General features: G+C 62.1%; 24 protein-coding genes and 2 pseudogenes. 14 read left to right on the top strand and 12 right to left on the bottom strand.

The genetic code is table 11. From position 1 onward, the window contains the following. Nucleotides 1-40 precede the first annotated feature (40 nt). Entirely contained in the window at nt 41-1033 is a 993-nt protein-coding gene (locus DLD99_RS18890) for a diaminopimelate epimerase (protein WP_114884237.1), read from the top strand. A 143-nt stretch (nt 1034-1176) separates the two neighbouring features. Here the strand turns inward: DLD99_RS18890 and codA are convergent, their stop codons facing one another. The 5 genes from codA to DLD99_RS18865 all read right to left on the bottom strand — a co-directional run bounded on the left by codA (nt 1177) and on the right by DLD99_RS18865 (nt 6294). Next, nucleotides 1177-2418 (bottom strand): cytosine deaminase, encoded by a 1242-nt coding sequence (gene codA, locus DLD99_RS18885; RefSeq protein ID WP_114884235.1) that lies wholly within the window; start codon nt 2416-2418, stop codon nt 1177-1179. A gap of 14 nt (nt 2419-2432) precedes the next feature. Further along, nucleotides 2433-3704: a cytosine permease gene (codB, locus tag DLD99_RS18880; RefSeq protein ID WP_114884233.1), complete on the bottom strand. Its 1272-nt coding sequence runs from the start codon at nt 3702-3704 to the stop codon at nt 2433-2435. A 170-nt stretch (nt 3705-3874) separates the two neighbouring features. Further along, nucleotides 3875-4687, bottom strand: coding sequence for an alpha/beta fold hydrolase (locus DLD99_RS18875; RefSeq protein ID WP_114884231.1), 813 nt, complete (start codon nt 4685-4687; stop codon nt 3875-3877). Between the two features lie 84 nt (nt 4688-4771). Next, entirely contained in the window at nt 4772-5128 is a 357-nt protein-coding gene (gene queD / locus DLD99_RS18870) for a 6-carboxytetrahydropterin synthase QueD (RefSeq protein ID WP_007955941.1), read from the bottom strand. 86 nt (nt 5129-5214) lie between these two features. Then, the gene (locus DLD99_RS18865; protein ID WP_114884229.1) at nt 5215-6294 is read right to left on the bottom strand and encodes a patatin-like phospholipase family protein; all 1080 of its coding nucleotides are present in this window, start codon (nt 6292-6294) and stop codon (nt 5215-5217) included. Between the two features lie 147 nt (nt 6295-6441). Here DLD99_RS18865 and DLD99_RS18860 point away from each other — a divergent pair, with 147 nt between their 5' ends. The 4 genes from DLD99_RS18860 to DLD99_RS18845 are packed head-to-tail and all read left to right on the top strand — an operon-like array spanning nt 6442 to nt 9061. Beyond that, nucleotides 6442-6753, top strand: coding sequence for a PepSY domain-containing protein (locus tag DLD99_RS18860; protein WP_085712536.1), 312 nt, complete (start codon nt 6442-6444; stop codon nt 6751-6753). Continuing rightward, entirely contained in the window at nt 6753-7079 is a 327-nt protein-coding gene (locus DLD99_RS18855) for a PepSY domain-containing protein (RefSeq protein ID WP_114884227.1), read from the top strand. Before DLD99_RS18860 ends, DLD99_RS18855 begins: the two co-directional genes overlap by 1 nt. Nucleotides 7080-7082: 3 nt before the next feature. Next, the gene (locus DLD99_RS18850; RefSeq protein ID WP_114884224.1) at nt 7083-7751 is read left to right on the top strand and encodes a response regulator transcription factor; all 669 of its coding nucleotides are present in this window, start codon (nt 7083-7085) and stop codon (nt 7749-7751) included. Further along, nucleotides 7748-9061, top strand: coding sequence for an ATP-binding protein (locus DLD99_RS18845; RefSeq protein WP_114884223.1), 1314 nt, complete (start codon nt 7748-7750; stop codon nt 9059-9061). The genes DLD99_RS18850 and DLD99_RS18845 overlap by 4 nt, the downstream gene beginning before the upstream one ends. A gap of 40 nt (nt 9062-9101) precedes the next feature. On the opposite strand, the gene DLD99_RS29660 is transcribed toward DLD99_RS18845, so the two are convergent. Both DLD99_RS29660 and DLD99_RS29655 read right to left on the bottom strand, forming a co-directional pair. Next, nucleotides 9102-9857: a methyl-accepting chemotaxis protein gene (locus tag DLD99_RS29660; protein WP_371321017.1), complete on the bottom strand. Its 756-nt coding sequence runs from the start codon at nt 9855-9857 to the stop codon at nt 9102-9104. Between the two features lie 102 nt (nt 9858-9959). Continuing rightward, nucleotides 9960-10106: pseudogene (locus tag DLD99_RS29655) on the bottom strand (HAMP domain-containing protein); the annotation flags it as partial. 1457 nt (nt 10107-11563) lie between these two features. On the opposite strand from DLD99_RS29655, the gene DLD99_RS18835 reads away from it, so the two are divergent. From DLD99_RS18835 to DLD99_RS29645, 3 genes and pseudogenes are all read left to right on the top strand, one after another. After that, a complete protein-coding gene (locus DLD99_RS18835) occupies nt 11564-12883 on the top strand; it encodes a Na+/H+ antiporter family protein (RefSeq protein ID WP_085712531.1) in 1320 nt (439 codons plus the stop codon). 195 nt (nt 12884-13078) lie between these two features. Next, nucleotides 13079-13855 (top strand): annotated as a pseudogene (locus DLD99_RS29650) (cache domain-containing protein); the annotation flags it as partial. Between the two features lie 84 nt (nt 13856-13939). Beyond that, nucleotides 13940-14761 carry a methyl-accepting chemotaxis protein gene (locus DLD99_RS29645; protein WP_371856523.1) on the top strand — a complete coding sequence of 274 codons (822 nt, stop codon included), beginning with the start codon at nt 13940-13942 and terminating at the stop codon, nt 14759-14761. Nucleotides 14762-14782: 21 nt separating this feature from the next. Here the strand turns inward: DLD99_RS29645 and DLD99_RS18825 are convergent, their stop codons facing one another. Continuing rightward, complete coding sequence (locus DLD99_RS18825; RefSeq protein ID WP_114884218.1) at nt 14783-15718, bottom strand: LysR family transcriptional regulator; 936 nt, start codon at nt 15716-15718, stop codon at nt 14783-14785. Between the two features lie 111 nt (nt 15719-15829). On the opposite strand from DLD99_RS18825, the gene DLD99_RS18820 reads away from it, so the two are divergent. From DLD99_RS18820 to DLD99_RS18810, 3 genes are all read left to right on the top strand, one after another. After that, nucleotides 15830-16318 (top strand): DMT family transporter, encoded by a 489-nt coding sequence (locus tag DLD99_RS18820; protein ID WP_114884216.1) that lies wholly within the window; start codon nt 15830-15832, stop codon nt 16316-16318. A 4-nt stretch (nt 16319-16322) separates the two neighbouring features. Then, nucleotides 16323-16778, top strand: a complete 456-nt coding sequence (locus DLD99_RS18815; protein ID WP_114886746.1) for a DMT family transporter — start codon at nt 16323-16325, stop codon at nt 16776-16778. A 438-nt stretch (nt 16779-17216) separates the two neighbouring features. Then, complete coding sequence (locus DLD99_RS18810; protein WP_085686659.1) at nt 17217-17384, top strand: metallothionein; 168 nt, start codon at nt 17217-17219, stop codon at nt 17382-17384. A gap of 23 nt (nt 17385-17407) precedes the next feature. On the opposite strand, the gene DLD99_RS18805 is transcribed toward DLD99_RS18810, so the two are convergent. Both DLD99_RS18805 and DLD99_RS18800 read right to left on the bottom strand, forming a co-directional pair. Continuing rightward, nucleotides 17408-17680 (bottom strand): hypothetical protein, encoded by a 273-nt coding sequence (locus tag DLD99_RS18805; RefSeq protein WP_114884215.1) that lies wholly within the window; start codon nt 17678-17680, stop codon nt 17408-17410. Between the two features lie 38 nt (nt 17681-17718). Then, nucleotides 17719-17946 (bottom strand): DUF6555 family protein, encoded by a 228-nt coding sequence (locus tag DLD99_RS18800; RefSeq protein WP_064597962.1) that lies wholly within the window; start codon nt 17944-17946, stop codon nt 17719-17721. A 137-nt stretch (nt 17947-18083) separates the two neighbouring features. On the opposite strand from DLD99_RS18800, the gene DLD99_RS18795 reads away from it, so the two are divergent. The 3 genes from DLD99_RS18795 to DLD99_RS18785 all read left to right on the top strand — a co-directional run bounded on the left by DLD99_RS18795 (nt 18084) and on the right by DLD99_RS18785 (nt 20122). Beyond that, nucleotides 18084-18872, top strand: a complete 789-nt coding sequence (locus DLD99_RS18795) for an AraC family transcriptional regulator (RefSeq protein ID WP_114884213.1) — start codon at nt 18084-18086, stop codon at nt 18870-18872. 89 nt (nt 18873-18961) lie between these two features. Further along, nucleotides 18962-19135 carry a DUF1427 family protein gene (locus DLD99_RS18790; RefSeq protein WP_085712525.1) on the top strand — a complete coding sequence of 58 codons (174 nt, stop codon included), beginning with the start codon at nt 18962-18964 and terminating at the stop codon, nt 19133-19135. 30 nt (nt 19136-19165) lie between these two features. After that, nucleotides 19166-20122, top strand: a complete 957-nt coding sequence (locus tag DLD99_RS18785) for a quinone oxidoreductase family protein (RefSeq protein WP_114884211.1) — start codon at nt 19166-19168, stop codon at nt 20120-20122. A 3-nt stretch (nt 20123-20125) separates the two neighbouring features. On the opposite strand, the gene DLD99_RS18780 is transcribed toward DLD99_RS18785, so the two are convergent. Together DLD99_RS18780 and DLD99_RS18775 are read right to left on the bottom strand one after the other, a co-directional pair. Continuing rightward, nucleotides 20126-21148, bottom strand: coding sequence for a purine-nucleoside phosphorylase (locus DLD99_RS18780; RefSeq protein WP_114884209.1), 1023 nt, complete (start codon nt 21146-21148; stop codon nt 20126-20128). Between the two features lie 14 nt (nt 21149-21162). Beyond that, nucleotides 21163-22122: a nucleoside-specific channel-forming protein Tsx gene (locus DLD99_RS18775; protein WP_114884207.1), complete on the bottom strand. Its 960-nt coding sequence runs from the start codon at nt 22120-22122 to the stop codon at nt 21163-21165. Nucleotides 22123-22484: the final 362 nt, after the last annotated feature.

Below are 22484 nucleotides of genomic sequence, written 5' to 3'. Positions count from 1 at the left end.
AGAGTGGAGCGCTGACAGGAACGTGAGAGCAGGAAGACGCATGGCCAGGTTCTATGATGCACGGGGCAATATCTATGGCGTGGTTTCACCCCGACAGGTGCGTGAGGCGGGCATCAACCTGCCGGCCAGCGCTGAAGATGCCGCTTTATTCAGAACCGCATGGAGCGAGCAGGCCATTGAGACATTCTGCCAATGGCCTGACGCGATTCGTCCTGCCGGTGCCAAACATCATCGCAGCGATGGCTTGTTGATCGGCCCGTTTCAGGCCTCACCACCCTTCGATCTGCTGATCGTCAACACCGACGGCACGCTGGCCGAGCGCAGTGGCAACGGCTTGACGATTTTCTCTCAGGCCCTGCTTGAACAAGGGCTGATGCCGGAAGAGGGCGCATCGTTGCAGGTGCATCACGACAAACAGGATGCGTCATCGCCTGTGCCCGTTGCTGTCAATCCCGCTGAAGCGGCAGGCGTGCAAGGCTTCTGGCTGGATCTCGGGCAACCCGGTTTCGGTCCGGCAGCCGTCGGTGCAGTCGGCGTTGAACCCGCGCAGTTCAACAACGTGGAAGTCAGCCGCGTGAGGCCATTGGCGCAACTCGATCCTGCCTGGGAACACAGCCAGTTCGTGCGCATCGGCAATCCCCATTGTGTGACGCTGGTGCAGGATGAAGCCGCATTGCCGGGCAACGCGCAGATGCTTGAGTCGTCGCTGGCCGACAGCCTGACCGCCATCGCCTTCGCCATGCCCGTCGGCGCCGGCCAGCCGTGCCCGGCCGGGGTCAATCTGCAATGGGCGATGCACGCAGGTGATCAACGCATCGCCGCGCGAGTATTCGAACGGGGCGAAGGCCCGACGGCGTCTTCCGGCACCAGTGCCAGCGCGGTGGCGTGTGCGGCGTGGCGGGTGGGCTGGGTGTCGGCGGGAGAAGTGCAGGTGGTCATGCCGGGCGGGACGGCACCGGTATTACTGGAAGAACAGGGCGGTGAACTGACTGGCGTGCGTCTGTTCGGCACCGCGCAGCAGACAAAAAGGTGAAGTCCCTTTCATGATCGCCCCCCCGGGAACGATGGATCCCTTGGACTTCACTGTGAGCCGGTTCGCTGCGGTTGTCGCCTGTCAGATCTGACAGGGCAGCTCTATCGTTTTGCGATAAGGCCGCCCCGAACCATAACCGCCATTCACCCCTCGATGAACTCCACCACCGGCATTTGCCGCTTCACCAACACCTTGCCGTTACGGATCGAATACAGCGGCAGACCCTGGCTGCGGATGACTTCGTAATCGCTGTCCGCCGACAGGATCAGCAGGTTGGCCGGGCGACCCTGTTCCAGGCCATAGCGCTCACCGAGGTGCATGGCCTTGGCGCTGTTGTCGGTGACCAGATCCAGTGCGCTTTGCAGGTTGCGGTAACCGAGCATGTGGCAGATGTGCAGCCCGGCTTCGAGCACGCGCAGGATGTTGCCGTTGCCCAGCGGATACCACGGGTCGACGATCGAATCCTGACCGAAGCAGACGTTCATGCCGGCTTCCAGCAGCTCGTTGACGCGGGTCACGCCCCGGCGTTTCGGGAAGTTGTCGAAGCGGCCCTGCAGGTGAATGCTTTCGGTCGGGCAGGAGACAAAACTGATTCCCGAGTGCCCGAGCAGGCGGAACAGTTTGGCGCAGTAGGCGTTGTCGTAGGAACCCATCGCGGTAGTGTGGCTGGCTGTCACGAGTGCGCCCATGTCGCGGCTGCGGGCCTCTTCGGCCAGCACTTCAAGGAAGCGCGAATGCGGGTCGTCGGTTTCGTCGCAGTGCACATCCACCAGGCAGCCGGTGCGTTCGGCCAGGTCCATCAAAAACTTCACCGAGCTGACGCCCTGATCGCGGGTGTATTCGAAATGCGGAATCCCGCCGATCACATCGGCGCCCATGCGGATCGCTTCTTCCATCAACTCGCGACCATTGCGGAACGACTCGATGCCTTCCTGGGGGAACGCGACGATTTGCAGATCGATCAGGTGACGGCTTTCCTCGCGGACTTCGAGCATCGCCTTGAGCGCGGTGAGTTGCGGGTCGGTGACGTCGACGTGGGTGCGCACGTGCTGGATGCCATGGGCGGCCAAGGTCTGAATGGTTTTCTTGGCGCGGGTCTTGGTGTCTTCCTGGGTGATGGTGACCTTGCGCTCGCCCCAGCATTCGATGCCTTCGAACAACGTGCCGCTCATGTTCCAGCGCGGCTCGCCGGCGGTCAGGGTGGCGTCGAGGTGAATGTGCGGCTCGACGAAGGGCGGCACCACCAGATTGCCGCCGGCGTCGAGGTCGTCGGGGCCCAGGGTCGGCGCTTCGGTCTGGCGCGCAATGCTGCGGATCAGGCCGTCTTCCAGGTGCAGTTCGTGCAGACCTTCCTGGTTGCGCAGGCGGGCGTTGATGATGTGCATCAGGCAAATCCTTCTTATAGGTCTTGTAGTGGCGCGCTGGCGCGGCGGGCGCCCAGCAGGCTGGTGACGATGACATACGTTAGCGCGGCAGCGGCGATCCCCACCAGCGGCGCGATCCACGGCGAGTGAAACGCCGCGAGGGTGCCAACCGCGTAGGCCCCGAGCCCCGGCCAGTTGAAGGCCGGCAGCCGTGCGTCGGCCAGGCGTGGATAGTGACCGCGCCAGCGGAAGAAAAAGTCGGCCATGATGACCCCGCCAATCGGTGGAATCACGGTGCCGAGCAGGATCAGATAAGGCACCAGCATGTCATACATGCCCAACAGCGCGAGCAGCGTGCCGATCACCGCACCGGCCAGGGTCACGGTCTTGCGGCGCCCGGTGCGCAGCAGGTTGCAGCCGGCGACAGCGAAGTTGTAGATGGTGTTGTCCTGGGTGCTCCAGATGTTCAGCAACAGCATGGCCATCGCGGCCATGGCGAAACCTTGCAGCAGCAACACCTCGACCACGTCGGGCTGCTGATAGACGATGGCGCCGTAAGCGCCGATCAGCACCATCAGTCCGTTGCCGATGAAAAAGCCGATCAGGCTGGCCAGTACGGCGACCCGCGCCGAGCGTGAGAAACGCGTCCAGTTGGTGGCCTGGGTCGCGCCGCTGACGAAGGTGCCGAACACCAGGGTGATGGCGGTTGACCAGTCCAGCGAACCGGTCGGCACCACGGCCAGCAAACCATCGAGGCCGCCGACCTTCACCGTAGCCACCCACATCGACAGCATCAGCAGCAACATCATGGCCGGCACCGCGATGTACGACAGAATCTCCAGCCCGCGATAACCGACATACGCCGTGGCGCAGAACACCAGGCCGAACAGCACCATCAGCCCGAGCACCGTGCCGTCGTCCAGGGCGAAATATTTGCCGAGCACCACCGCTGCCGTCGCCGTCCCCCAGGCGTACCAGCCGATCTGGGTGAAACCCAGGATCAGGTCGCTGAGCTTGCTGCCGACTTCGCCGAAGCAGAATCGGCCCATCAATACCGAGTTCAGGCCGCTCTTGAAGGCGATGTAACCCAGCGCTGCGGCGTACAGGCCCAGCAGCAGATTGCCGATGATGATCACCGCCATCATCTCGCCAAAGTCGAACGCCACGCCGAGCTTGCCGCCGGCAAACATGGTCGCGGTGAAAAACGTGAAGCCCAGCAGCACCATCGCCGTCGAGGCCAGGCCTTTGCGCGCGTTCATGGGGACTTCGCTGAGGGGGTAGTCGTTGCCGGGATCGTTCTGCGTCATGGCGGGCGTTCCTTGCTGGAAAGGGGAGGACGCGAAGTGGTTGCAGCGGTCGTGCCAGTTACCAATTGGCGAGATTATGTATAGACGAGGGAGCGGATTTGGCGCGAAAGCGGTGCGCCTGCCTCCGCTGAAGCACAATGTGGGAGCCATCAGGCCGGTTATTTTTCGGCTCAGAGAAAACGCAGCAGCGCGGCGACAATGGCTTCCGGCGCATCTTCCTGCACCAGATGCCCGGCATTCGGAATCGGATGAAACTGCGATCCGGGGATCATGTTGTGCAGCTCGCGTCCGCGTTCGATGGGAATCCACTGATCCTCTTCGCCCCAGAGAATCTGCACCGGGCAGCGGATCGTCGGGTACAGCGATTGTACTTCCTGCGTGTAGCGCTGATCCATCTGCGCGATCTGCCGGTAGAACGCCGCTTGCCCCGGATCACCCAGCCACGGCTGCACGTAGGGCGCCAGTTCATCATCGGGAATATCCCGGTGAATGGCCCCGCGAATGTAGGTCGGGACGATGGCGCGCTGGATGTAATCCGGCAGGCCGCTGAACGCCGCTTCATGCTGGCGCACGTGCTGCACGAACGGCGAGCCCCAGGGCGTCAGCGCCACCGGGTCGATCAGCGTCAGGGTGCGGTAATCCTTGCCGTTGAGCAGGTGCGCGCGCAGGGCGGTGGCGCCGCCGAAGTCGTGGGCGACCACGTCCGGGCGTTGCAGGCCCCAGTGATCCAGCAACTGCGCGAGCAATTCGTTCTGCACGCCGAGGGAGACGTCGGCGTCCGGTTGCTCGGAGCGCCCGTAGCCCAGCAAGTCGAAGTAATGCACCCGATGCGTGGCAAAAAAATGCGGCGCGATGCGGTGCCACACACAGGAAGAGAAGGGCGTGCCATGCACGAACACCAGCGGCGGGCCGTCGCCGCGCACCCCGTGGCGAATCTGTCGCCCGTTGAAATCAAAGACCTGATCCAGCAGCCAGTCCGTCATGGGCCTGTCCTCTTGGCGGGTTCGAGCCAAAAAGCATAGGCGTAAAAAAACCACCGGTCTCGGTGGTTTTTTGTGTCGCGGGATTTACTCGCCGCGATAGATGCAACCGCTGGTGCAGGTCTCGTGGATGCGGATCGCACTGAGTTCCGGCAGCAGGGGCTTCAATTCATTCCAGATGAACTTGGCCAGCACTTCGCTGGTCGGGTTCTCAAGGCCCGGAATGTCGTTCAGGTAGTTGTGATCCAGACGCTCGTACAGCGGCTTGAAAATCGCCTTGATCTCGGAGAAATCACGGATCCAGCCAGTGTGCGGGTCGAGGTCGCCGCTCAGGTGAATCGCCACTTTGAACGAGTGACCGTGCAGGCGTCCGCACTTGTGGCCGTCCGGTACGTGGGGCAGGCGGTGGGCGGATTCGAACGTAAATTCCTTGAAGATTTCCACAGTGATTTCAGCTCTGTTCAGATGGCGTTCGCCGCAGCGAATTCGGGCAGGCGGCGAGTTTACCAGCTTGTCCCCGGCTGTGCTGACTAAAGGGTCAGCAAGCGCTCGGCGAGGCGACCATTGGCAGTCAGTTCAAGGAACTCGTCGCCCAGCCGGCGGCTCTCGTCCATCGCCGCTCGCCAATATTTCTGCCGGCTCGGTGCATCGCCCATGAAGCGCTTGAAGTCGTTACGGTCGGGGAGTTTGCCGTAGGGCAGGCGCGCCAGGTATTCCTTCGACGGCGCCAGCAACAGCACGTCTTGCAGGCGCTCGGTCGAGGCTTTACGCCACGGCAGGGTCTTGTCGAACCAGCCAGGAATCACCCGGTCGGTGAAGTGCGGGTAGAGCACGATGCCGTCCCCGCTGTAGGGCAGGTCGAGGTGATAGTCCAGCAGGCCACCGTCGCGGAAGGTGCCGGCGCCGGCACCCGGCAGGTCGCGCACGCCTTCCATGACCATCGGGATCGACCCCGAGGCCAGCAGCGCCTGACGCAGGTTACCGGCATTGAGGGCGACGAAGCGCGACGGGAAATCGTTCAGCGCGTGCACCGGCGGCGCCAGGCGCGGGTCGTGGATGATCAGCCGTTCGAAGTGCCGCGACAGCCGCGCCCGGCCTCGCAGGTTGTCGGCGATCACCGAGCCCAGCGCCAGCCCGAGCCGGCCACGATGGTCGTCCGCCAGCCCGCCGTGGCTTTTGACCACCATGATGTTCAAGCGGTAATGGGCATTGTCGAGCAATACCGCATCGCGGCCGTCGAGCAGGTCGTCGAGCATGCGCTGCGAACTGCGGCTGACGTCGCTGATGGTCACGCCCTTGTTGAAGTTCTGCTCGGTGTACAGATGACCGAGGCGGCGAATGCCTTCGGCGGCGTCCGGCAGACAGGCGCTGGCGAAGCGCCAGGAACCCACCGATGCACCGATCAGCGAACGCTCGCGCGGTGCCGCCGGCAGCCACTCGCCGAATAGCGCCAGATCCAGCCCCTGAATCCCCAGCGCCTTCGGTCCGCCGGCTGCGCCGGGCAGAGTACCGACGTCGGCAGCGTTCAGGCCCTGGGCGCGGATGCGTGCCATGGCGCGCGGGCCGGCCTTGAGGGTGAGGGCAGGGAACTTGATGTGGATGGCTGTCATACCGGTCTCGATCGTTAGCAAGCGAAAGATTATAAGCACATGTTGCCGGCCTTGCTGAAACTGGCCCGGTGATGGCCATTCAGTTTCAGTTAAGTTCGAATCACTAAGGTGGCGCTCAGGAAGAAACACCGGACATCAGGAAAACCCATGAAAATTCTCGCGCCCCTGTTCATCGCGCTCCTCCTTTACGGTCTGACCTCGAATCTCGCCCATACACGCGATCTGCTGGCGGATGAAGCCCGGAAACTGATCGACGCTGGTACCATTGTGCCGATTGAAACGGTCAAGGCCACGGTCATGACTCGCCATCCGGATTCGACCGTCATCGATATCGAACTGGAAAAGCGTTACGGCATTTATCTGTACCAGATCGAGCTGAAAGATTCGCAAGGCGTGGAATGGGAAATGGAACTGGACGCGAGCGACGGGCTGCTGCGCAGGGATCATCAGGACACTTAATGAAACTGTTTTTGCCGTATTCATCGACGCGCGCCACGGGACTTCTGGCCCTGGCGCTTGTTACGTTCTGCTCGGTGACGCTTGCTCGCGACCTGAATCAGGACGAAGCCCTGCGCCTGCGTCAGCAAGGCGTGATTCTGCCGCTGGAGCAGGTGCTGCATAACGCGATGGAGCGCTATCCCGGTGCCAAATTGCTGGAAGCCGAGCTGGAAGAGAAACACGATGTCTACATCTATGAAATCGAGCTCCTGACCGCCGCAGGCGAGGCCCGCGAGCTGCATTTCGAAGCCGCCACCGGCCGTTTGCTGAAAGACAAGGAAGATTGATCGATGCGTTTGCTTCTGGTGGAAGACCACGTCCCCCTGGCCGATGAGCTGATCGCGGGCCTGCAACGCCAGGGTTATGCCGTGGACTGGCTGGCGGACGGGCGTGACGCGGTCTATCAGGGCCGCAGCGAACCCTATGATCTGATCGTGCTCGACCTGGGCCTGCCGGGCGTGCCGGGCCTTGAAGTGCTGGCGCAATGGCGCGCCGGCGGGCTGGCGACGCCGGTGCTGATCCTCACCGCTCGGGATTCCTGGGCTGAACGCATTGAAGGCCTGAAGGCCGGCGCCGACGATTACCTGACCAAACCCTTTCACCCGGAAGAACTGCATCTGCGCATCCAGTCGCTGCTGCGCCGCTCAAAGGGGCAGGCCAACCAGCCGACGCTCAAGGCCGCAGGGCTGCATCTGGATGAGGGCCGCCAGTGCGTGGTGCGGGACGGCGCCGACATTCAACTGACGGCTGCCGAGTTCCGCCTGCTGCGTTACTTCATGCTGCACCCGGAGCAGATCCTTTCCAAAAGCCACCTCGCCGAACACCTCTACGACGGTGAGACCGAGCGCGATTCCAATGTGCTGGAAGTCCACGTCAACCACCTGCGGCGCAAGCTTGGCAAAAGCGTGATCGAAACCCGTCGCGGCCAGGGTTATCTGTTCGGCGGACAGGCTTCGTGAGATCGATCCAGCGCCGCTTGAGTCTCGGCCTGATCAGCGTGATGGTGGTTGTCGGCGTGGTGCTGGCGCAAACCAGTTTGTGGCTATTCGAAGTCGGTTTGCAACGTTACCTCGAAGCCGGCCTGCGCAACGACAGCGAGAGCCTGCTGGTGGCGCTTGTGCGTGGCCCGCAAGGCTTGCAACTGGATGAGCGACACCTGTCGCCGGCTTATCAGCGGCCGTTTTCCGGCCATTATTTCCGCATCGACTTTGCCGACAGTCACTGGCGTTCACGCTCGCTGTGGGATCAGGACCTGCCGCTGCTGCCGGAGCCCGGTCTGCACAGCAACCTGCAACTGGGGCCGGACGGGCAGCAACTGTTGGTGCTGCGCTCCGACTATCGACGGCTCGGCCTGTCGATCTCCATCAGCGTGGCTCAGGATTACACCCCGGTGCGCGAGAGCTTCCAGCGCATGCGCCAGATCGGGCTGGGCCTTGGACTGGCCGGGTTGCTGCTGATCCTGATTCTGCAGCGGCTGACCGTGCACCGCGCCTTGCGACCACTGGAAAAGGCTCGCGAACAGATCGCCCAGTTACAGCAAGGCCAGCGTTCACAACTCGATGAGCAAGTGCCGGCAGAACTGGAACCGCTGGTGGCGCAGATCAACCACTTGCTGGCGCACACTGAAGACAGCCTCAAGCGTTCGCGCAATGCCCTGGGCAATCTGGGGCATGCGCTGAAAACCCCGCTGGCGGTGCTGTTGAGCCTGGCCTCGAACGAAAAACTCGATGCCCATCCCGAGCTGCGCAAGATCCTCAAGGAACAACTGGAACAGGTTCAGCAACGGCTGAACCGCGAGCTCAACCGTGCGCGGCTGTCCGGCGATGCGCTGCCGGGCGCGCTGTTCGATTGCGATGCGGAGCTGCCGGGGTTGCTGGCGACGTTGAACATGATCCACGGTGAGCATCTGGTGTTGAGTTACGTTGCGCCATCGGGACTGCAATTGCCGTGGGATCGTGAAGACTTGCTGGAGCTGCTCGGCAACCTGCTGGACAACGCCTGCAAATGGGCGGATGCCGAGGTTCGGCTGAGCGTGGTCGAGATGGCTGAAGGTTTTGTGCTGAGCGTGGAAGACGATGGGCCGGGGATTCCCGAGGCGCAGCGCGATCAGGTGTTCAGCCGGGGGGCGCGGCTGGATGAGCAGACCCATGGGCATGGCTTGGGGCTGGGGATCGTGCGGGATATTGTCGAGACGTGGGGCGGGGTTTTGGTGCTTGGCGAAAGTGAGTGGGGCGGGTTGCAGGTGGAGATTCAGTTGCCCCGGCGGTGAACCCGCCCCCACAGGAATCTGTGGTGAGCGGGTTTGAGCGTCAAACCCGGAACTGATCCATCAAACTCTGCTGCTGATTCGCCAGGCTATTGAGCGACTGACTCACCCGCGCCGATTCATTCGCCTGCCCCGACAGCGACTCCGTTACATCACGAATCGTCGCCACGTTGTTATTGATCTCTTCGGCCACCGCGCTCTGCTCCTCAGCGGCGCTGGCGATCTGCAGGTTCATGTCGCTGATCACCGTCACCGCATCGCCGATCTGGCGCAACGCGGTTACGGCCTGGCCGACCTGTTCGACACTGCCCTGAGCCTGACGATGGCTGTTGCCCATCGAACCGACCACATCCTGCGTGCCGCTTTGCAGTTGTTCTATCACCTGGCGGGTTTCTTCCACCGACTCCTGGGTGCGGCGGGCGAGGTTGCGTACTTCGTCGGCGACCACCGCAAAGCCACGTCCGGCTTCACCGGCGCGGGCGGCTTCAATGGCGGCGTTGAGGGCCAGCAGGTTGGTCTGCTCGGCGATAGCGCGGATGGTCTCCAGCACCGTGCCGATCTTCTCGCTGTTGGCGGCCAGGCCTTCGACCTGGACCATCGCCGCACTCATGTCGGCGGCCAGGGTGTCGATGCTGGCGGTGGTTCGGTCGATCACGGTCAGGCCCTGACGCGTGGCGCGGTCGGCATCCTTGGCCGCTTCGGCGGCTTGCGCGGCGCTGCGGGCCACATCCTGGGCGGTGGCGCTCATTTCGTGGGACGCGGTAGCGACCTGATCGACCTGACGGTATTGCTGCTCCATACCGGCGCTGGTCTGGGTGGCGATGGCCGAGGACTGGTCGGCGGTGTTGCGCGCGTCCTGCACCGAACGTTTTACCTCGGCGATGATCGGTTGCAGCTTGTCGAGGAAGCGGTTGAACCAGCCGGCCAGTTGGCCGAGTTCGTCTTTCTTGTCATAGGCCAGACGACGGGTCAGGTCGCCTTCGCCGCTGGCGATGTCTTCCAGCATGTGCGCCACGCCGAGAATCGGCTTGGTCACGCTGCGTGCCATCAGCCACACCAGCAGCAGGCCGAGCAGTGCTGCAAGCACGCCGAGGCTCAGTTCGATCAGGGTGCCCGAGGTGTTGCTGGCATCCAGTTGCTGCTTGAGCGCTTCGGCGCGACTCACCAGCACTTTTTCCGGCACATCGAGCAGCACGCCCCACGACGGACCACCAGGAATCGGCTGGAACGGCGACAGCACTTTCAACTGCGCATTGCTGTGCAGGCTGCTGACGGTTTTGCTCGAAGCCAGCAAGCGCAGCAGTTCGGCACCGCTGGTGGTGTCCACGGCATCGAGGCGCTGGCTGAGTTTGTTGGCGTCCGGGCTGTAACCGGCGAGCAGGCCGGCGGGGCTGATGATGCTCACGGCGGTCTGACCGTCATAGAGCTTTTTGCTGGCTCCTTGGCTGATTGCTTGCAGGCTGTTGAGGTTGATGTCCACCGACAGCGAGGCGATGACTTTGCCGTTGACCATCAGCGGGAAGACGATGCTGGTCATCAGCACCTTTTGCCCGTCGATCACATAGAAATAGGGCTCGATCACGCACGGCTTGAGCGTGGTGCGCGGGCAGGTGAACCAGGCGTTGGCGGCCTGGCCGCTGGGGCCGGTGCTGGTGTCGGCCATGTCGCTTTCCGGCAGCGCCATCGAGGTCACTTTGCCCGGGGTCGGCTGCGACCAGTACAGGGCGAAGCGGCCCTTGTCGTTGCTGCCCAATTCACTTTGCCCGGCGAACAGCTCGTCCTTGCCGTCCAGTGCATTGGCTTCGAACACCAGCGACAGGCCGAGTAGTTCCGGGTTGGCCTGCAACGCCGATTTCACCTGACGGGTCATGTCTTCGCGCAGGTCGAAGGCATCGAGAAAGCGCTTCTCGGCCTGTTCGCGCAGGAACAGCACCTGGCGCGAAAAACCGTGGCCATATTGATAGGCGTCCATGAACTGCTGGCGAATGCCCGCCGCCTGAACTTCGCCCTGGGATTCGATGCGCGCCTGGGCCGATTCGGTGAGCATCTCCATGCTGGAGGCTTTGACCAGTTCGGAACTGTGCTCCATGCGATACAGCGAAAGACCCACCAACAGGGTCACGATACCGGCCAGGCAGAGGCCGGCGAGCAGGGTGATTTTCCATTGGATGGAAAGTTGTCTGAGCGACATGGAGACGTCCTTATTCGATAAATATCTGAGACTTTGCACTGTAACGGCCGCGTTTCGACTTTCTTTATGGCGCAAACGCAATATGGCGAATTGACGCACTTTGTGGCGGATATGCCGTTGTCGCCGGTTTGATCATGGAAAGTTACACAGTGACGCGACCGGTCGCTTTGACACTGCGCGCGCTCTGCGGCACAGTGCGCGCCCTTCTAATAAGACCCTCTATGCAAATCCGCTGGCGACCTTCGTGGCTTGCCGGCCGGACTCATCCTGTCTGGCGGTGAATGGCTTTACCGTCGTGTTTTTGAGGTAGTGAAATGAATGCAGTGATTGCTGCGGTCGGCGTCATGCTGATCCTCAGCCTGTCCCGGGTGCATGTGGTGATCGCGTTGATCGTCGGTGCGCTGGTCGGTGGCCTGACCGGCGGCCTGGGCATCGACGCCACGCTCAAGGCCTTCAACAGTGGCCTGGGCGGCGGGGCGACGGTGGCGTTGTCCTACGCGTTGCTCGGCGCTTTCGCCGTGGCGATTGCCAAGTCCGGCCTGGCCCATGCGCTGGCCGACAAGGCCCTGGCGATGGTCGATCGTCAGCACGCATCCGGTGGCGGCAGCGTCAAATGGCTGCTGATCGGTCTGCTGTGGGTGGTGGCGATTGCTTCGCAGAACATCCTGCCGATCCACATTGCGTTCATTCCATTGCTGGTGCCGCCGCTTCTATATGTATTGACCAAGCTGCAACTGGATCGCCGGTTGATCGCCTGCGTCATGACGTTTGGCCTGATCACGCCGTACATGGTGTTTCCGGTGGGTTTCGGCAACATCTTCCTCAACCAGATCCTGCTGGCCAACGTCAGCAAGGCTGGCGTGGACATCAGCCAGGTCAACGTCATGCATGCGATGGCCATCCCGGCGGCGGGCATGGTGTTTGGCTTGTTGATGGCGGTGTTCTTCAGTTACCGCAAGAAGCGTGTCTACGATCTGGAGAAGATCGAACAGGTTGAACAAGTCAGCGTCGCCTACAACCCGATGACCATTGGCATTGCCGGTCTGGCTATTGCTGCAGCCTTCATTATCCAACTGCTGCTGGACTCGATGATTATCGGGGCGCTGGCCGGTTTCCTGATTTTCTCGGCGTCGGGCATCGTCAAGTGGCGCGAGACTGACGGCCTGTTCACCGAAGGTATGAAAATGATGGCGATGATCGGCTTCATCATGATCGCCGCTTCGGGTTTTGCCGAAGTATTGAAGGCCACCGGTGAAGTGCGCACGCTGGTCGAAAGCGCGGCGGCGCAGATCGATCACAGCAAGGCCATTGGCGCGCTGCTGATGTTGCTGGTGGGGCTGATGGTGACCATCGGCATCGGTTCGTCCTTCTCCACGGTGCCGATCCTCGCGGCGATTTTCGTGCCGCTGTGCGTGCAGCTGGGCTTCAGTCCGATGGCGATCGTCTGCATCGTCGGCACAGCCGGGGCCCTGGGCGACACCGGCTCGCCAGCCTCGGACTCGACCCTCGGCCCGACCTCCGGCCTGAACATCGACGGCCAGCACCACCACATCTGGGACACCGTGGTGCCGACCTTCCTGCACTACAACCTGCCGTTGCTGGCGGCCGGCTGGATGGCCGCGATGGTCTTGTAACACCCCCATTTCTCCTGTGGGAGCCAGCCTGCTGGCGATAACGCCGGATCAGTCAACACATTTGGCGACTGATACACCGCTATCGCCAGCAGGCTGGCTCCCACAGGGAATAGCGTCAGGACTCAGCTCAACTTTTGGTCTTGCGTGCCGTTAACGCCTTTAACCACGCCAATAAAACCAAAAGAGTGAGCCCCCATGCGCCTGAGTCTCAAGGCTAAAGTCCTGTCCCTTGCCGTCCTTCCGGTCTTGCTCTTTGCGCTGGTGATCAGCCTGACCACGCTGTTCATCCTCCAGGAACAGGCGCACAAGGAAGTCGAACAGACCCGCGAACGCCTGCTCGGCGACGCCAAGGCCACTCTGGCCAGTTACGTCGCGGTGGCCATGACCACCATCAAACCGCTTTACGACGCTGCCGCCCCCGGCGACACCGACGCACGGGCGCAGGTGATCAAGCTGCTGTCGGGCATCAAGTACGGCAAGGATGGCTACTTCTTCGGCTACGATTCCGAGACCGTGCGCCTGTTCAAGTCTACCGATCCCGAAGGCGTGGGCAAAAGCTTCAAGGACAATCGCGACCCGAACGGCGTCTACGTCAATCGCGACCTGGTGAAAGTGGCGAAGGACGGTACTCACTACTTGCAATACAGCTCGCCGCTGCCGGGCAATGCGCAAGTATTGGTGCCGAAACTCGGCTACACCGAATACCTGGCGAAGTGGGACATGGCGGTCGGTACGTCGGTCAACCTCGACGGCATCGAGGCGCAAGTGGCGCTGGTCCAGGCCCAGGTTCAGGAGCGCATGGAAGGCGTGGTGCTGAGCATCGTCGGCGTGGCGGTGGTCGTGCTGCTGGTGATTGCGGTAGCGGGGCTGGTGCTGGCCAATACCATTCTGCGGCCGCTGAACCTGATGAAAGCCAACCTCGACGACATCGCCGCTGGCGAGGGCGACCTGACCCGGCGTCTGACCATCACCAGTCAGGACGAACTCGGCGAACTGGCCGGCTCGTTCAACCGCTTCGTCGACAAGATCCACAGCCTGGTGCGGCAGATCACCGAGATGACCACACAACTGACCGGGCTGGTGACGCAAGTCTCGGATCAGGCCCAGCGCTCCGATCAGGCCATGGAGCGTCAGCGTCACGAGACTGATCAGGTGGCGACGGCGATCAACGAAATGTCCGCCGCCGCGCAAGAAGTCGCCAAGAGCGCACAGAACGCCGCCGTCGCCGCGCAGCAGACCGACGAAGAAGGCCAGACCGCCAAGCGCGTGGTGGCCGGCAGCATCAAACAGATTCATGCGTTGGTGGACGACATCCGCAGCAGCGGCGTGTCCCTCGACAGCCTGCAGCAGGACGTGTCGTCGATTGTCGGCGTGCTCGGAGTGATCCGCTCGATTGCCGAGCAGACTAACTTGTTGGCACTGAACGCCGCGATCGAAGCGGCCCGGGCCGGTGAGGCCGGGCGCGGGTTTGCGGTGGTGGCGGATGAGGTGCGGGCGCTGGCTTCGCGCACGCAGATCAGCACGCAGGAAATCCAGGGCATGATTGATCGTTTGCAGGCCGGTACGCAGTCGGCGGTTGAAGCGATGCGCCGGTCCAGCGAGGCGGGTGACGGCACGTCGGCTCAGGCCAATCAGGCGGGGGCATCGCTGGATGCCATGGCGGATTTGATTGCAACCATCAACTCGATGAACGCCCAGATCGCCAGTGCTGCCGAGGAGCAGACGGCTGTGGCGGAAGAGATCAACCGCAGCGTGCATCAGATTGCGGTGGCGGTGGATAACGTGGCGGATGAGACACAGTTGGGGGCGCAGACTTCGCGCAGCCTGGCGGATCTGGGGCAGCGGCTGGGCAAACTGGTCGGGCAATTCCGGATCTGATGGCGTTGTCGGGACAGACCGTCAGGGTCTGTCCCAATACGGCACCTCCCCAAAACACTCAACAAAGAAATCAATCACCGTCCGCACCTTCACCGACAACCGCCGGCTCCCCGGCCACAGCACCGCAATCTGCTGCGGCTCCACACTGTTCGACACCTGATAATCCCCCAGCACCGGCACCAGCGTGCCCTCGCGCACGGCCTCGCCGATCAGCCATGACGGAAACATCACCAGCCCCAGCCCTTGCTCGGCAGCCTGGGTCAACGTGTCCGCATGGTTGCCGGTGATCGGGCCTTTGACCGAATACGGCGTCCATTCACCCTGATCCTGCCGGAAAAACCAGCGCTGCTGACCGGTCGCACCCTTGTAGGTCAGACATTGATGGCGGGCCAGGTCTTCAGGATGTTGCGGCGTGCCGAAACGCTTGAGATACGCCGGGCTGGCCGCGACCTGAAAGCGGTGCGGCGCGAGGATCCGTGCCTGCATGCTCGAATCGTGCAGCGGGCCGATGCGGAACAGCAGGTCGGCGCCTTCCTGCAGCGGGTCGATGTAGTGATCGGTCTGCTGGATATCCAGTTGCAGCTTTGGATAGCGCTCACACAAGCGGCCCAGCCATGGCGTCAGATGGCGCTGGCCGAATACCACTGGAGCATTGATCCGCACCAGCCCGGTGGGCTCGCTTTGCTGTTCCTGCAACGCTTGTTCGGCTTCCTCCAGTTGCACCAGCACCAGCCGCGCGTGGTGACCGAGCATGCGCCCGGCTTCGGTCGGCGTGACTGCGCGGGTGTGGCGGTAAAGCAGTTGCTGGTTCAGCGCCTGTTCCATCAACTGAATCTGTCGGGAAATCGAGGAGGGCGCCACGCCTTCGCGGCGGGCGACTTCGGAAAAACTGCCGTGGTCGAGCACCGCCACAAACAGCCTTAGCGCCTTGAATCCCAGTTCGTTGAGCCCGTGCATCGTCATTCCTGCTGTGCGAGTTGCGCAAAAGTGTTGTCAGGATGCTCCCATTTATCGCATAGCTGCGCCAGCCGATAATCCGCGCCATCGTTTCCTTCAGAGATTTTTCAGATGCAGTCGTTTGATGAAGTAAGTGCCGCGCCGGCGCCGGTCGCGCGGCCGGGTTTGCGCTTGTTGCTGTTGCCGCTGGTGATTCTGGCCGGCATGGGGTTGTCGGTGGAGGCCGGGTTGCTGGGGCCGCTGGGTGAGCAGGTCGGGCATCTGTGGGCGACCTTGAGCATCTTCGGGGTGGGCTCGGCGATTTTGTTTTTGCTGTTGCTGTTTGCGGGCCCGCAGAAGGGGCCGGCGCTGACGGATCTGCCGCGCTGGCAGTTGATCGGCGGGTTTCTGGGGCCGATGTATGTGGTGGTGTTGACGCTGGCGACACCACATATCGGGATTGCGATGACGATGATTGCGATTCTGTCGGGGCAGGTGGGCAAGAGTGTGCTGATTGACCATTTCGGCTGGTTTGGCGCTACGCGCAAGAAGGTCAACGGTGAGCGCTGGCTGGCGTTGGGGTTGATTGTGGCGGCATTGATTTTGATTGCGCGGGGTTGATGAGATGAGTCTGGTGATTTTGCTGGCGGTGGTGGTGTTGGCCGGTGCGGTGTTGAGTGTGCAGGCGGCGATCAATGGGCGGTTGGGGGAGACTGTTGGGGTGTTGCGCAGTAGCCTCCTGACTTTCGTGGTTGGCGCGGTGAGTACGGGGCTGCTGATCCTGTTTTTCGAGTCTGCTCATGCCGTCAGCCTGCTGGACGTGCCGAAGTGGCAGCTCAGCGGTGCTTTGTTTGGCGTGGTTTACATGATGGTCATGGTCGGGGCGGTGCCGCGCGTTGGTACGGCCGTGGCCACGGTGGCGGTGATTGTCGGGCAGCTTGGAATGGGGATGCTGATCGATAATTTTGGGTGGTTGGGGAATCCGGCTATTGAGCTGTCTTCGAGCCGGGTTTTGGCGATGGGGTGTTTGGGGTTGGCGTTGGTATTCATGTATCGCAGCAGTGTTCGGCAGGTGGGTTGAGTACATATCCGTTGCTGCGGTAACGGCTTCTTAGGGTTCCGCCCTTACGGCGGGTCACTTTGGCAAACGCCCCAAAGTAACCAAAGGTCTTAGGCCCTGACGTACGGCCCTCGCTGTGGCTCGGGTTCCTTCGCTCCGGGATCGATCCGGGGGCATCGCCTACGGTTTGCTTCGCTGCACCTCCTCTCGATGCATGCGGCTGCGCCGCACGGTCGCTGCGCTCCCACCCCCGGATCAATCCCTCCACTCAGCCTGCCGACGGGCCTCGCGATCAAAAGCGGTACTCGAGCTAACGCTCATCGTGGTGAGTGGTGAGTGGTGAGTGGTGGGGGAGTGGGTGGTTTGGTTGTTGGGTTGTCTGGTGCTTTTCACCTTCTACACTGGTAGCACGGCTTGTTCCTTCAGCCTCAGACAACCACCACCAAAGGAGTCTGTTCCATGGCCGATAGAAAATGCGATTGCCCGGGATGTAGCTGCAAGATCAAGGAAGGCGAGCATTCCTACGTGGCGCACGGCAAGCACTATTGCTGTGAGGCCTGCGCTCATCATCACAAGGGCGGTGAAGAGTGCTCTGGCAAGGGTTGCCATTGCGCGCATCCGAAATAACGGGCTGCATGAAAAAGTGGAGCCTAGTCAGGCTCCACTTGCAGTTTCAGGCTGTCGTCGTCCAGGCGTTCGGTGTGGCGGACGGTGCCTTGCAGGCGTCGGCCTTCGACCCGGACGTCGACGGTAACGGCCTGTTCGAGGTCTTCCGGCTGCGGGGCCGGGACGCGCAGGGCGAAGCAGTAGGGATCGTTTTCGACGGGCTCCAGGCCAACCGGGCAGTCGATGCTTCGGGTGACTCGGCCGGAGGCAGTGTCCAGACTGTAGTCCAGATGCGCCGGGCTGCTGATGGTTGTCATGTGTGTTCCCCCGAAAGAGTCCCCGTCTGCGCGCAAGCTTAGCTCGCCGGTCGCCACGTGACATTTTCCACGCCGAATTTTTCTGCCATCGGCTTGCTGGTCTTTTGCACTTTTTCCCGGCCGAAGCGCGGGATGCGACCCACCCCGGCGTCGCAGCTTGCCCAGTGCCACGCCTCGGTGTTGTCCATTTTGTCCGAGCGGATAATGAACGACTTTGGCGTGCCGTGAAGGGTGTAATCGATGACGTACAGTTTTGCGTTGTTCATAAAGCCGTTCTTCCTCCCTGTGGTAATAGAAGGATCGCTGCGCACCGGGAAAATTCACTCGGATTGTCCGACGGTATCTATCAATGGCGATTGACCGGGCGCACTGGTTACCATGACGCCTTCGCCAACTCTGATGAATGTTCGCCATGGCCCTCGCCGCGCCCCCCGATCTGAGTGATACCGATGTGCCGGTGCAGCCGCTGGCGCGCACTTATCCGCGTGGTTTGTTCATCGAGCCGCACGAGCATGTCTGGGGGCAGTTGTTGTATGCGATGAGCGGGGTGATGTGGGTCGAGACCCCGCACGAGGCGCTGGTGGTTCCGCCGCAGCGGGCGGTGTGGTTGCCGCCAGGGGTGCCCCACGGGATTCGGGTGGTGTCGGATTTGCAGATGCGCAATATCTACCTGCGCCCGGCGCTGGCAGCGACGCTGGATCAGACGGTGCAGGTGATCGAGGTCGGTGGTTTGCTGCGCGAGCTGATCGTCGGGCTGGTGGAGCAGGGCGACAGCGGTGATGCCGAATATTACGAGGCGCTGGTCGGGCTGGCGCTGCTGGAGCTGAAACGCGCAAGGCGTTCACAGTTGAAGATCCCGTTGCCGGACGATGCCGACCGGCGGCTGATGAGTCTGTGTCAGGCGGTGATGGCCGCGCCGTCGCTGGAGATTCCTTTCGAGCAACATGCCGAAAACGCTGGGGCCAGCGTGCGAACGTTGGCGCGGTTGTTCAAGGAAGGTCTGGGCATGGGCTTCGCCGAGTGGCGGCGGCAGGTGCAACTGGCGACGGCAGTGGCCGAGTTGATCCAGGGCGTGCCGGTCAGCGCGATTGCCCGGGAACTGGGTTATTCGCCAAGCAGTTTCAGCGATATGTTCCGTCGTGAGCTGGGCGTGGCGCCTTCGCAATTCAGTGGCGGGCAGCTTCCAGGCTGATTTGGCCGAAATTCAGAAGTCCTTGGCCGGTGCTTTCGCACAGCCTTCCCTAGACTTTGCCCATTCCCTTTATGTGGCGGAGTGATCCCATGAACTACCTGATTTCCCTGGGCATCGGTCTGGGCGTCGGCCTGTTGTATGGCGCGCTGGATTTCCGTTCCCCGGCGCCACCGGCCATCGCGCTGGTCGGCCTGTTGGGCATGCTGGCGGGCGAGCAGTTGTGGCCGCTGGGCCGGCAACTGGTCAGCGGCTGGTTGTCCTGAATTTCCTTTTTTCATTCGGTGGATGAACTCATGAAAGCACTGCAATTCGATAAAACCGGCGACCTGTCTTCCCTGCGCTTCGTCGAGGTGCCGACGCCGGTGCCGGGGGCCGATGAGGTGCTGGTGCAGATCAAGGCGGCGGGCCTCAATCCCAGCGACGTGAAGAACGTGCTCGGGCGTTTCCCGTACACCACGCTGCCGCGCATTCCCGGTCGGGACTTTGCCGGGGTGGTGGTCGAAGGGCCGCCGGCGTTGATCGGTCAGGAAGTCTGGGGCACCGGGCGCGAACTGGGCTTTTTTGCCGATGGCTCCCATGCGCAATTCGTCAAACTGCCGGCCAATGGCGTGGCGCACAAACCTTCGCACCTGAGTTTCACCCAGGCCGCCAGCCTCGGCGTGCCTTACACCACGGCGTGGGATGCGCTGGAGCGCAGTCTGGTGAATGCCGAAACCCGTTTGCTGGTGATCGGCGGCGGGGCGGTGGCAACGGCGGCACTGGCGCTGGCCAAGGTGCGTGGCGCGCAGTTGTTGGGGGCGGCGCGGCGGCCGGAGCAGGTCAAGGATTTGCAGGCGCAGGGTTATCAGACGATCCAGCTGGACAAGCCTGAAGAGCTCGGCGCTCAGGTCAACGCGGTATACCGCGGCGGTGCCGACGTAATCTTCGACACCACCGGGTTCTGGCTGCCGGCCTCGGTGCCGGCGCTGGCACCGTTCGGGCGCATTGCGATCGTCGCCGCACCGGTGGACGGCCATGTGCAACTGCCGGCGCTGGCCCTGTATCGCAAGGGTGGCTCCGTGGTCGGCATCAACTCGTTGCTGTACGGCGTTGAAGCCTGTGCGGCGATGCTCGAGCAGTTCGGCCGGTTCTTCGACGAAGACTTGCTGCCACTGCCGCAAGGACTGGTCGAAGCACCGTTGGCCGAAGGACTGGCGCGCTATGCCGATGTGAATCAGGGCAGCGGTGACAAGGTCATCCTGATGCCTTGATCCTTATGCGTCCGGCACGCCGTGCTCCCACGCTGACCAGTGCTTGAGGATGTCCTGCACCAGCGGATTACCCGTGCGGTAGAGGTTTTCCAGGGCTGGCACGAATCCGCCCTGATCGGCGTACTTGAGCAGGTTGTCCACTTCGCTGCCGCCCGGCGCCGGGCGGTCGAAGTCGGAGCCGGCGCGCACCACGGCCAGGCGCTGCACGTCCACCAGGCCCTCGCGGCTGGCGCGCAACAAAGCCTCGTAGGTGGAGTTGTCTTCCTGTTGGGTGGTGCAGTATTCACCTTTGTTGTCGGTCAGCAGTTTGGTCCAGACCTCGGCGCGTTCGCTCAGGCGCGTGCCGGAGAACCAGGTGTTGCCCGCCAGCGTGTCGCAGCGGGTGACCACCGGTGGCTGATTGGCCGGTGCTGCCGGGTATTTCAGGCGCCACGCCGACGATTCCTTGCTCTCGCTCAGTTCGACCTTGTGGCTTAGGGCGAAGGCTTTTTCCTGCAGTTTCGGGTTGAGTTCGAAGACCTCAGTCTTGTAGTCCAGCGGCGGTTTTTCGTTCGGACCTTTGGTGTTGATGCCGAGGTAACCGGTCGGCCAGCTCGACGGCGCATCGCGTGAATCCAGTTCCCACTGGGTGCCGAACTCCACCAGGTAGTGCGCCCAAGCAGCAGTGCCGATGGTCCCGTGTTTCGGGCTGATGCCGGCAATCCCGGCGATCAGGAAGTAGCTTTTGCGCAGGTCGAATTTCGGCGACAGCGCCAGTGCCAGGGTCGAGGCGGCGGCGTTGGTCTGGCCCATGCCGGTGGTCATCAGGCACACCTGCTGCGTGTTGCAGCGGACGGTCGGGTACTCGGCCGACAGGCCCGGCACGCGGATCTCCTGCTTGAGTTCGAGGCGCTCGATCCAGTTTTGCGCTTCCGGGGCGAACATGGTGATCAGCACCACTTTCGGTTGAATCGGTGCCTCGGCCGCCCAGGCGGTGGAGTAGAGCAGGGCCGCAACGGCCAGTGATACACGCGTCATTGCTTTCATGATGGCTCCTGGATTCAGAACTGATAACCGATGCCGGCGTAGTAACCCCAGCCGTTGGAACGTGCGCGGAAGTTGCCGTCGCCGAAGTTCAGCTCGCTGCCGTCCTCCCAGTTGCCGCCGTTGTGGAAGTAACGACCGACCAGGGTGAAGCGCAGGTGGGTGAACGAGTACAGCAACACGTTGGTCGCTACCGTGGCATTGGCGGTGCGCGCCGGGTTGTCCTTGTGCAGGTCCGAGCCGAAGTCGAAGTTGGTGAAACCAATGTAGGTCAGCGAGGCACCGTTGCTGAATTTGTCGATCGGCACGATGTACTTGAGCTGCGCACGGTAGCCGTCCCACGAATATTCATTGCTGGCGCCATAGTTTTCCCACTGGTAGCGCCCGTACAGGTTGGCCGACAGGTTGACCCGCGAGTGGGTGTCGATGTCGGTCCCCAGACCGCTGTACAGCGTGTTGGCGCGGTTTTCCTTGCGGCTGCCGTGGTCGTAGATCCAGTCGAACGCCACGTACCATTCCTTGAACGGCCCGATGGCCAGGCTGCGGCCGGCGAGGTAGTCGATGGAGATGCGCGGTTCGTGCTCCATGAACACCGGCGAGCCGTGATCCCACACGCCTTTGTCGTGGCTGTTGCCGATGTTGAAGATCTTCGGAATGTCGATGTAGCCGTACAGCTCGAACGGCCCTTTACGCCCGAAGTATTCGTATTCCAGGTAGATATCGTCGGCCGGTTGCGGGCCGAAGCTGATGTCCTTGCTGCCGATCAGCATCAGGTCCTGGTTGTACCAGTCCGACAGGTACGCGCCTTTTTTCGGCGGGCTGGCTTCGGGGCTGAGGGCTTCGCCCTGGGCGGACTCCTCGGGCAGGGCAGGTTGCGCCAGCGCGGTGTGGCTGAGAACTCCGGTAACGCCGGCCAGTAGCAGGGAAACAGCAAACGGTCGCGCACCACGACGGTGGCGGCAGGAAGAAACGTGCATTCAAAGTCCTTTTTGCGGATCAGGGCCCGGTTTTTCGGGGCTGTACGGTTTTGTTACGAAAATGCGGTCAACAGCGACTCGCAAACGTTTGCACAAGCCGTACCAATTTTCGCAATGCCCTGAAAAATCGATCAATTCGGTGGTTTATCTGGCACCTCGGTCAGGTGCGGGCCTGGCCCGTATCAAGCACCTCAAAACTCTGTTCAGAACGGCTGGAAGTATCACCGCAGCGCCTTATCGCACAAAAGTATTAACACTATTTAATCAATGCCCCATCGCAGGGCATCAACTAGCGTGTGTCTGGAATAGACGGTTTATCTGATGACCGTCATACGCTTGATACGCGTGTTGAATCTTGCCGC

The sequence above is a fragment of the Pseudomonas kribbensis genome, assembly GCF_003352185.1.
GTDB classification, from domain to species: domain Bacteria; phylum Pseudomonadota; class Gammaproteobacteria; order Pseudomonadales; family Pseudomonadaceae; genus Aquipseudomonas; species Aquipseudomonas kribbensis.
Note: the sequence above shows the minus strand (reverse complement) of the source record. Positions and strands in the feature narration are given on the sequence as shown.